Annotated in this window: 8 protein-coding genes and 3 pseudogenes; 6 read left to right on the top strand and 5 right to left on the bottom strand. The window is 63.8% G+C overall.

Translation table 11 applies throughout. The features are described 5' to 3' along the window. Nucleotides 1-2,577 (bottom strand): annotated as a pseudogene (gene polA / locus AHiyo1_RS16715) (DNA polymerase I); the annotation flags it as partial. 181 nt (nt 2,578-2,758) lie between these two features. Here polA and AHiyo1_RS16720 point away from each other — a divergent pair. Next, entirely contained in the window at nt 2,759-3,226 is a 468-nt protein-coding gene (locus tag AHiyo1_RS16720; protein WP_059389301.1) for a hotdog fold thioesterase, read from the top strand. On the opposite strand, the pseudogene AHiyo1_RS16725 reads toward AHiyo1_RS16720, so the two are convergent. The 4 genes and pseudogenes from AHiyo1_RS16725 to AHiyo1_RS16740 all read right to left on the bottom strand — a co-directional run bounded on the left by AHiyo1_RS16725 (nt 3,179) and on the right by AHiyo1_RS16740 (nt 5,910). Continuing rightward, nucleotides 3,179-3,774 (bottom strand): annotated as a pseudogene (locus AHiyo1_RS16725) (dihydrofolate reductase family protein). The gene AHiyo1_RS16720 and the pseudogene AHiyo1_RS16725 sit on opposite strands and share 48 nt — an antisense overlap. A gap of 36 nt (nt 3,775-3,810) precedes the next feature. Next, a complete protein-coding gene (locus tag AHiyo1_RS16730; RefSeq protein WP_059389296.1) occupies nt 3,811-4,032 on the bottom strand; it encodes a hypothetical protein in 222 nt (73 codons plus the stop codon). Continuing rightward, the gene (locus AHiyo1_RS16735; protein WP_059389297.1) at nt 4,029-5,243 is read right to left on the bottom strand and encodes an inorganic phosphate transporter; all 1,215 of its coding nucleotides are present in this window, start codon (nt 5,241-5,243) and stop codon (nt 4,029-4,031) included. The genes AHiyo1_RS16730 and AHiyo1_RS16735 overlap by 4 nt, the downstream gene beginning before the upstream one ends. Nucleotides 5,244-5,412: 169 nt before the next feature. Next, on the bottom strand, nt 5,413-5,910 hold the full coding sequence (locus AHiyo1_RS16740; protein WP_059389298.1) for an HAD domain-containing protein: 498 nt from the start codon (nt 5,908-5,910) through the stop codon (nt 5,413-5,415). Nucleotides 5,911-6,029: 119 nt separating this feature from the next. On the opposite strand from AHiyo1_RS16740, the gene kynA reads away from it, so the two are divergent. The 5 genes and pseudogenes from kynA to AHiyo1_RS24875 all read left to right on the top strand — a co-directional run. Beyond that, nucleotides 6,030-6,914 carry a tryptophan 2,3-dioxygenase gene (gene kynA, locus AHiyo1_RS16745; RefSeq protein WP_059389299.1) on the top strand — a complete coding sequence of 295 codons (885 nt, stop codon included), beginning with the start codon at nt 6,030-6,032 and terminating at the stop codon, nt 6,912-6,914. Between the two features lie 43 nt (nt 6,915-6,957). After that, complete coding sequence (gene kynU, locus AHiyo1_RS16750; protein WP_059389300.1) at nt 6,958-8,196, top strand: kynureninase; 1,239 nt, start codon at nt 6,958-6,960, stop codon at nt 8,194-8,196. Beyond that, complete coding sequence (locus AHiyo1_RS27055) at nt 8,193-8,696, top strand: hypothetical protein (protein WP_253257404.1); 504 nt, start codon at nt 8,193-8,195, stop codon at nt 8,694-8,696. The genes kynU and AHiyo1_RS27055 overlap by 4 nt, the downstream gene beginning before the upstream one ends. Then, nucleotides 8,678-9,046, top strand: coding sequence for a PaaX family transcriptional regulator C-terminal domain-containing protein (locus tag AHiyo1_RS27060; protein ID WP_253257419.1), 369 nt, complete (start codon nt 8,678-8,680; stop codon nt 9,044-9,046). Before AHiyo1_RS27055 ends, AHiyo1_RS27060 begins: the two co-directional genes overlap by 19 nt. Nucleotides 9,047-9,132: 86 nt before the next feature. Further along, nucleotides 9,133-9,526, top strand: a pseudogene (locus tag AHiyo1_RS24875) (DUF2092 domain-containing protein); the annotation flags it as partial.

Raw genomic sequence — 9,526 nt, forward strand, 5'->3', positions numbered from 1 at the left:
CGGCCGCCGTCCCCATTTGTTCGGTGACGAGCTTTTCGACGGCTTCGCGTTCGCCGTGGGCGACCTCGAGGACGAGTTCGTCGTGGACCTGCAGCAGCATCCTGGACTTCAGCCCCTGGCTGGTCAACTCGGCCGAAACGCCGAGCATGGCCCGCTTCATGAGGTCCGCCGCCGAACCCTGGATCGGCGAGTTCAGTGCAATGCGCTCGGCGATCTCGCGGTGCTGGCGGTCCGTGCTGGTCAGGTCCGGAAGATAGCGACGGCGGCCTTCGATCGTGGCCGTGTAGCCGTCGATCCGGGCCTGCTCCACCACGCCGCGCAGATAGTCGCGCACGGCGCCGAAGCGGTCGAAGTAGTCCTTCATGAGGGTCCTGGCTTCGTCGACCGAGATTTCCAGTTGCTTGGACAGGCCGAACGAGGTCAGTCCATAGGCCAACCCATAGGACATGGCCTTGACCTTGGAGCGCATGGCACTAGTGACGTCTTCCGGTGCCACGTTGAAAATGTGCGAGCCCACATAGCGGTGCAGGTCCTCGCCGTCCTTGTACGCCTGGATGAGGCCTTCATCGCCGGACAGGTGGGCCATGATGCGCATTTCAATCTGCGAGTAGTCGGCAGACAGCAAACATTCGTAGCCCTCACTGACAACGAAGATTCCGCGGACCCGCCGGCCTTCCTCGCTGCGCACCGGTATGTTCTGCAGATTGGGGTTGTTCGAGGAAATACGCCCCGTGGCCGCGACGTTCTGCGCGTACGTGGTGTGGATGCGGCCGTCCTCAGCCACCGATTTCTTGAGGGTCTCCAGCATTTGGGCCAGCTTGGAGGATTCCCGGTGGGCCATGAGCTGCACCAGGAACTCGTGGCCGGTCTTCTCCAGGAGGGCCTTCAGCGAGGCAGCGTCCGTCGTGTAGCCGGACTTGATCTTCTTGGTCTTGGGCAGGCCGAGCTCTTCGAAGAGGACGGTCTGGAGCTGCTTGGGCGAGCCAAGATTGACCTCGTGGCCGATCGCGGCAAATGCTTGCTCCTGGGCGTTGTCGATCACCTTCGCCAGGTCCGCGAGCTGTTCGTTCAGGCGTTCCGTGGAGATGGCAATGCCCGACAGTTCCATCTGGGCCAGGACCCGTGCGACCGGCAGCTCCAAGGTGGTCAGGAGCGCCTCGGCCTTGCGTTCGGCGAGCTCGCTTTCGAAGTGCTTGCTCAGTGTGTGCACGACGGCGGCCTGCTGGACGAGCGCGCTGGCGGCGGCCCCGTCCGGCCCATCACCAAGATCGAGTTCCAGCTGGCCGGCTTGTACAGCCGCAGCCGCGACGGTGATCCTCAGGTGGTGCTGGGCGAGCTCGGCGAGTTCGTAGCTGCGGCGGTCCGGCTGGATCAGGTAGCCCGAAATGGCAGTGTCGTCCACCACGCCTTCCAGGCCGAGTCCACGGTGGTTCAGGGCCTTCAACGCGTCCTTGAACTCGTGCATGACCTTGGCTTCTTCGGGGTCTTGAAGCCACTTGGCAAGGACGGCATCGGCCGCCGCGTCCAAGGATGACAACTCGATGTAGGCCGCCCCGTTGGCACGCACGATGGCGAGGGCAGAGGCGTCGTCACCGATCCGCCCGGGAACCAACTGCACGGCGACGGCGGCACGGCTCCCCGTACCGGCGGAGAAGAACTCCTCCAGGGCGGCGGCGTCGTCCAGGATCTTGTAGTCGGGCGCGTCGATGGTTTCGGGGGGCGCGCCAGCGGTGTCGTCGCCATAGAGTGCGAACAGCCGGGCGCGGAGGGTCTTGAATTCAAGGGTGTCGAAGAGTGTCTCGACCTCCTGGCGGTTCGGGCGCGGCTCCTCGAGTTCCGCGAGCGTCACGGGGAGCTCAAGGTCTTTGAGCAGCTGGTTGAGGCGGCGGTTCCGCTTGACGGCGTCGATGTTTTCCCTGAGGCTCCACCGACTTTGCCGCCGATCGAATCCAGGTTCTCCAGGATCCCTTCGAGGCCGCCGTACAGGTTGATCCACTTGGCCGCGGTCTTGGGGCCGACGCCGGGAACGCCGGCGAGGTTGTCGGCGGACTCCCCTACCAGCGCGGCGAGATCGGAGTAGCGGGACGGGGGAACGAAGTACTTTTCTTCGATCGCTGCCGCGTCCATGCGGGGAATATTGGAAACACCCTGTTTCGGGTACAGGACGAACACGTTGTCCGTGATGAGCTGGAAAGCGTCACGGTCCCCTGAAACCAGGAGGACTTCGTAACCTGCGGCCTCTCCCCGGGCCGCGAGTGTGGCAAGAATGTCGTCTGCCTCGTACCCGGGCATCTTGATGGTCTTGATGCCCCACGCTTCCATGACTTGGTCGATGAGATCGATCTGCCCGCGGAATTCCTGCGGCGTCTCGTTGCGGCCACCTTTGTATTCGCTGTACTCCGCCTTGCGGAACGTCGTGTCGTCCGAGACGTCGAAGGCCACCGCAACGTGGGTGGGCTTCTGGTCCTTGATGAGGTTGATCAACATCGAGGTGAAGCCATGCACGGCGTTGGTGTGCTGGCCCGAGGATGTGGCGAAGTTCTCCGCCGGCAGGGCATAGAACGCCCGGAACGCCATCGAGTGACCGTCGAGGACCAGGAGCCTCGGCCGGCCACCGGCCGCCGTGCCCGCAGTGGTTGTTGAAGGGTCTGGTGCCGTTGCGGTGGCAGTTGACACTGCGCTTGCGGTTGCCGTTGACGTTGCCGTTGGAACTGAGTCCGGTTTGGTTGTTTCGCTCACAGGTGCCAGCCTAGTTGCCATGATGGACAATTTCACGCCGGGCCCGTTCACCGACGAACTCAATGCGGCCGGCGTTCCGCAAGAGTTGCATGGTTGGCTTTCCCGCTATGGCGTGGGTTCCCTCGTAACGAAGATGGGCATCAAGTTCCTGGAACTGAGCCCTGAACGGACCGTTGCCACCATGCCGGTCGAAGGCAATACCCAGGTTGCCGGCATCCTCCACGGCGGAGCCCACGTGGTCCTCGCCGAAACCCTGGGCTCCTTCGCGGCAGCCCTGCATGCCGGAGCCGGGCGCCACGTGGTGGGAATCGAGGTGGGCGCAACCCACCATCGCTCCATTGCGAGCGGCCTGGTCACCGGCACTTGCACGGCCATCCACTTGGGCGGCACGCTCGCCACCCATGAAATTGTCATGACCGACGATCACGGCCGGCGACTCTCAACTGCCCGGATCACCAACATGATCCGGGAGAACAGGGCCCGCTGAACCGGCACGCGCGGGGAACCTGTAGCGCACCTCTACTGCCGCGCTACCCAGGGTGCGGGAGGAGACCAACTCGAGCGGCGCCGTCGGGCTTTCAACAGGCAACAAGCGCTTGCCGGAACCCAAAGCGACCGGGATCAGGGTGACAATCATCTCGTCCAGCAGGCCGGCCTTGGCGAACTGGGCCACGAGGTTTCCGCCGCCAACCAGCCACACGTTCTTGTCGCCGGCGTCGGCAGTCAGGTCCGGCGCGAATTCCTCAACCTCGCCACGGACGAATGTGACGTCCGCGCCGGGCGGCGCGGCGTATTCGCGGTGGGTGAAGATCCAGCATGGAACACCTTGGTAGGGCCACTTGCCCGGTTCGTGTTCCATGAGCCAGCGGTACGTTTGGCCGCCCATGACAATGCAGCCGATGCCCGCCATGAAGTCTTCATAGCTTTCGGTGACGCCCTCGGCCTCTTCGAACTGGAGCAGCCAGCCAAGATCGTCTTCTTTCGTGGCGATGAACCGTCAAGCGAGGATGCCACGTAGTACTGGAAATCCGCCATGGCCCCACCCTACCCATCAGGCAGCAGCGTTCACAGCTACTTCGAGAAGTACGGAACGATCAGGTAGATCCCGAAAAGCACGGCGATGCCGCAGGCCGCAAAACAAGCGTAGGCGAGCGACCGGACCATGCCCGGCGATTTCTGCCGGGCGTCGCCCGCGATGGCGGTGAGGCGGACACCGAGCGAATACAGCACGACGAGGAGAACGGCCGCCACAAGGGTCGCGCCGGCTACCTCCACCAGATCAAACCACTTCATGCCTGGATGTCCTTACTCGCGCTTTTGCTCAGGTTCTGTTTTCTAGCCTTCTTCTTGCGGAAGCGGACTGCGGTGCCGGCTTCCTCGACTTCCACGGCGTTGTGGTGGCCCACGTGCGATTTCCTCGAGTAAATGAACATGTAGACGACGACGGCGGTGCCCACGACTGCGGCGATGACCACGCCGACGGTACCGGTGCCGATGAGGAACGCCGTCAAAGCGCCCACGATTGCGGCCGCAGGGAGGGTGAAGAGCCAGCCGGTGGCGATGCGCCCCACCGTTCCCCAGCGCACCGTGGTGCCTTTGCGTCCGAGTCCCGAGCCGATGACCGAACCGGAGGCCACCTGCGTGGTGGAGAGCGCGAAGCCGAGGTGGGAGGAAGCGAGGATGGCTGATGCCGTGCTGGCTTCCGCGGAGAAGCCCTGGGCTGGCTTGACGTCGGTCAGCCCCGAGCCCATGGTCCGGATGATGCGCCAGCCACCCGCATAGGTTCCGATGGCGATGGCGAGTGCGCAGGCCCCGATGACCCAGAGCTGCGGGCCGCTGCCGGCCGGCTGGGTTCCGGCGGCGATCAGGACGAGGGTGATGATGCCCATGGTCTTTTGCGCGTCGTTGGTACCGTGGGCCAAGGCGACGAGGCTCGAAGTGAAGATCTGGCCGGTACGGAATCCGCCGCGCTTCTGGGTCAGCTTGTCGCCGGTTTCGGGGTCATGCCGGGACGTCAGGAGGTAGGCCAGCTTGGTGCACAGATAGGCCACGGCACCGGCGAGCAGTGGCGAGAAGACGGCCGGAAGGATCACCTTCTGGAGCACGGTGTCGAAGTTGACGGCGTGGAATCCGATGCCGACGATCGCAGCGCCGATGAGGCCGCCAAAAAGCGCGTGCGAAGAACTGGACGGCAGCCCCTTGAGCCACGTGAACATGTTCCACAGGACGGCCCCCATCAGCCCGGCGAAGATGATCTCCGGCGTGATGTGGATACCGTCCGTGCCCTCGCGGATCAGGCCGCCCGAAATGGTCTTTGCCACTTCGGTCGAGAGGAACGCGCCCACGAGGTTGAGCACCGCGGCCAAGGCAACAGCCGTCTTGGGTTTGATGGCACCCGTGGCGATCGGAGTCGCCATGGCGTTCGCAGTGTCGTGGAAGCCGTTGGTGAAGTCAAAAAATAAGGCCAGCGCTATGACAAGCGCGACCATGAAGGTGATTCCCACCTGGTGCCCAATCTGCAGAGTCGATGATGCGCAGTTCCACTTCCCCGGGGCCTGCCCAACAAAAAACAGTTCAGCACGCGTTCATCTGACTGTACTGGCGGAATTAACTATGGCGGGCGTGAAACCTTAAGAATCTTACGTGCCATTGCCGGCATGGCCAAACATCGAATCATCCAAGGAATTGCCGAACAGCCGCGATATCGCTGCGTGACAGGCCCCGCCGCGGATCCGGTGAGATCCACAGCACACGGTTGCCGAGGAACTCGGCCCAGGACCGGGCAGCGGCTTCATGGTTCAGCTGATCGTCCATCCACACGATCCGTTCGGCTCCGGACTCCTGGACGTCCTTCTGCAAGACGTCCAGCTTCCACCAATCGGCAGTCTGGTCCCAACCATCGCTGGTCAAGACGGGCCAATGCTCGCCGTGGAGACCGATGGCGGGGCATAGGAACTCGGGCGCGAGCCGCTGCCACGTGGTCAACCATACAAACCTCGCCGCGGGGTGGGCGGCCAGGTCATTGAGTTCGTCAACCAGTTCGGAGGCGTAGACGACGTCCAGGATTCCGGCGTCGGCGATTTTCCATTCCGTACCCCAATCGGTGAAGCCCAGGGGACCGAAGGGGTTCACCACGCCGTCGACATCCAGATACAGCGACACGGTGGTCATGCAGCCCCCTCCCGGACGTGCCAACAAAGCCAGCGTAAGGCAAGCGCTTTGGAACGCCACCGGGACTGTCCGGAAATTCACTATCTTGACGTTCGTCACATAAGTGATAATCTCAATGCATGGAAAACCGCACCGGCCACTCCGAAGAGACCATCAGGGCCCGAGGGATCAGGCCCATCGAGGATTCGGTCCGCACCGACTTCAGCCGGGCCATGTCCTATGGCGGGTATCTGGACCTTGACCGCCTCCTCACGGCCCAGCACCCGTTGAGCACCCCGGAACACCATGACGAAATGCTGTTCATCATCCAGCACCAGACCAGCGAACTGTGGCTCAAGCTGATCCTGCATGAGCTTCTTGAAGCCCGCCGGCTCCTTGATATGGACAACCTTGCCAAAGCCCTCAAATGCATCGCACGCGTCAAGGCGATCCAGCGGACCATGACCGAGCAGTGGTCTGTCCTGGGCACGCTCACTCCCCGCGAGTATTCCGAATTCCGGCGCTTCCTGGGCAGTTCGTCAGGCTTCCAGTCCCACCAGTACCGCGGCGTCGAGTTCCTCCTGGGCAACAAGAACCGCGGCATGCTCCGGGTCTTCGAGAGCGATCCGGCAGCGCACAGCCAGCTCAGTACCCTCTTGGAGGAGCCGACCCTTTACGACGCCTTCCTCGCAGTGCTGGCGCGGGCCGGTTATGCCGTTCCGGCCGACATCCTGGAACGCGACACGAGCGAACCCTGGACGTTCCAGAAGGATCTGGTACCGGTCTTCCAGGAGATCTACGAATCGGAAGCCACACCCTGGGGATTCTACGAAGCGTGCGAAGACCTTGTGGACATCGAGGACAACTTCCACGCGTGGCGCTTCCGCCACCTGCGTACCGTGCAGCGGACCATCGGATTCAAGGTGGGCACGGGAGGCTCCTCCGGCGTCGACTTCCTCAAGCGGGCCCTTGACCTGACTTTCTTCCCGGAGCTCTACGCCGTCCGTACCGAAATCGGCAACTGAACAGCAAATCCCAAGCAACCCCATCGCTTTCTTCAGGAGAGACATGAACAGCGTGCAGCAAATGCAACGGCCGACGTCGGCAGAGCTCGACGCCGCGGATCCCCTCGCCGGGCAGCGTGAGGCCTTTTACGCCCCGTCGGACGGCCAGCTCACGGCCTACCTTGACGGGAACTCGCTCGGCAGGCCGCTCAAGGCGACGTCGGCGAAGCTCGCGTCCTTCGTCGAGGACGCCTGGGGCAGCCGCCTTATCCGCGGCTGGGACGAACAGTGGATGGATGAGCCCACCGCAGTGGGCGACCGCATCGGCGTCGTGACCCTGGGCGCGGCCGCCGGCCAAGTGACCGTGGGGGATTCCACGTCCGTGATGCTCTACAAGCTCATCCGGGCAGCGGTCGACGCCCAAGCGGGCCGCGATGAGATTGTGGTGGACCGGGACAACTTCCCCACGGACCGTTTCATCATCGAGGGCATCGCCGCGGAGAAGGGCGCCACCATCAAGTGGGTCGCTTCCAACCCGGCCAGCGGCGTCCGGACCACGGACCTCGAGGGACTGCTCAGCGAGCGGACCGCCGTCGTCGTACTCAGCCACGTGGCATACCGTTCGGGTTTCCTGGCGGATGCCGCGGCGATCACCGCGATGGTCAAGGAAGCCGGAGCGCTCATGCTCTGGGACTTGTGCCACTCGGTAGGCTCGGTGCCCCTCGAACTGGACGCCTGGGGTGTGGACCTTGCTGTTGGTTGCACCTACAAATACCTCAATGGCGGCCCGGGCTCCCCCGCGTTCGCGTACGTCAACGCGTCGCAGCAGGACCGACTGCAACAGCCGATCTGGGGCTGGATGGGCGCCGACAACCCCTTCGGCATGACCGAAAGCTACACCCCGGCCCGTGGGATCCGCAGCTTCATCACCGGAACTCCCCCGGTGCTGGCCATGCAGCCGCTCAAGGACATGGTTGAGCTGATCGCATCAGTAGGCATGGAGGCTGTGCGGGAGAAGTCCATCAAGCTGACGGAGTACGCAGTCGCCTTGGCTGAGGACATATTGGTTCCCCTCGGCGTCGAGATTGTCAGCCCGCGCAACACCGCAGAGCGTGGCTCGCACATCACGGTGGACCATCCCTTGTTCGGCGAGGTGACCCGGACGCTTTGGGAGCGGGGTGTCATTCCGGATTTCCGTCCGCCGCACGGATTGCGGATCGGGCTCTCGCCGCTCAGCACCAGCTACGCGGAGGTTGAGCTGGGAGTGACCGCCATCCGGGACGCCCTGACCGAACTCCTGTGAGTGCCGTCCTCGACGACATGGACTCCCGGCCCGGGAGTACCACGTCGTTGCTGCGGACCGTCATCGGCTTATACCTGCGCGATGCCGGCGGATGGATGTCCTCAAGGCACATCATCGTCCTCATGGAGGCCCTTGGCGTGACCGCTGCCGTGTCCCGAACGGCCTTGTCACGGTTGAAAAAGAAGGAAATCGTCCTTCCTCAGCTCCGTGAAGGTGTTCCCGGCTTCGCCGTCACCGAGGGCGCCGCCACGATGCTTGCCCGCGGAGACCGCCGGATCTTCAACCCCCGCCTGATGTCCCCCGCGGACCGCTGGTGCCTCGTGTCCTTTTCCATTCCGGAAACGGAGCGGGAAAAGCGGCACCAATTGCGGCGGAGATTGCACTGGATCGGCTGCGGCACGGTGGCAGCAGGGCTGTGGATCTGCCGGATTCGCTCAGGGTGGAAGTGGAGGAGATCCTCGAGGACCTGGGGTTGCGCGGAATGGCCACGGTGTTCGTGACGGACACCCCCTTGGTGGGCGGCAGCCTCCGCGAGGCCGCATCCGCATGGTGGGACCTGGACACCGTGGCAGAACTGCATCGCGACTTCATCCGGCATCATGGTTCCGCGGCGGACGACGGCGGCCAAGACAGCGGTTCCGACGGCGGCCCGGCCTCGGCCGAAACCTTCGCCCGTTACGTCCGTTGCATCGACCGCTGGCGGATCATTCCGTACCTTGATCCGGGGCTGCCGGCGGAATTCCTTCCCGAGGATTGGCCGGGCATGGCGGGAATCGCCTTGTTCGAGCGCTTGGGGGCCGCCTATTCACGGCCCAGCGCGGACTTCGTGCGGAGGACGCTGGAAGCTTAGGGGCCAAGAACGGGTGATCACTCCGGGCAGCAGGCGTACGCTGGAAGCATGAACTTCGCCGATGGTGGATGGTTCGCGGGGTTGTCATGACCCGTCCTTGGTTGCGTTGGTTGCCGGCCGCGCTGGTTCCGGTAGCCCTTGCTGCGGCGGCCCTCGCTGGTTCCTACCAGGCGGGAGCTGCGACGAGCCTGCCTCCTAAAACGGCAGAGGAAGTCATCGCGATGATCGGCCGGGCCGACGTCCATGCTTTGTCCGGAACCCTTCAACAGAGTTCCGATCTGGGACTCCCCCAGCTCCCCTCCGTCGGGCCAACGGCAACCCAAGGCCCCGCTTCGGTCATGGAACTGTTGAGCGGATCCCACACGGTCCGGGTCTACCTGGACGGCCCCGCCAAGGCCAGGTTCCAGGTGATGGACATGCTCGCCGAGCGCGACCTCGTCCGCAACGGCAACGATCTCTGGCTCTACAACTCGGCCGACA

The sequence above is a fragment of the Arthrobacter sp. Hiyo1 genome (assembly GCF_001263615.2).
Lineage (GTDB): Bacteria > Actinomycetota > Actinomycetes > Actinomycetales > Micrococcaceae > Arthrobacter.

Coding starts and splice junctions, on each gene's coding strand:
- AHiyo1_RS16720 (WP_059389301.1), top strand. CDS start 2,759: ATGATGGACAATTTCACGCCGGGCCCGTTCACCGACGAACTCAATGCG.
- AHiyo1_RS16730 (WP_059389296.1), bottom strand. CDS start 4,032: ATGAAGTGGTTTGATCTGGTGGAGGTAGCCGGCGCGACCCTTGTGGCG.
- AHiyo1_RS16740 (WP_059389298.1), bottom strand. CDS start 5,910: ATGACCACCGTGTCGCTGTATCTGGATGTCGACGGCGTGGTGAACCCC.
- kynA (WP_059389299.1), top strand. CDS start 6,030: ATGGAAAACCGCACCGGCCACTCCGAAGAGACCATCAGGGCCCGAGGG.
- kynU (WP_059389300.1), top strand. CDS start 6,958: ATGAACAGCGTGCAGCAAATGCAACGGCCGACGTCGGCAGAGCTCGAC.
- AHiyo1_RS27060 (WP_253257419.1), top strand. CDS start 8,678: ATGGCCACGGTGTTCGTGACGGACACCCCCTTGGTGGGCGGCAGCCTC.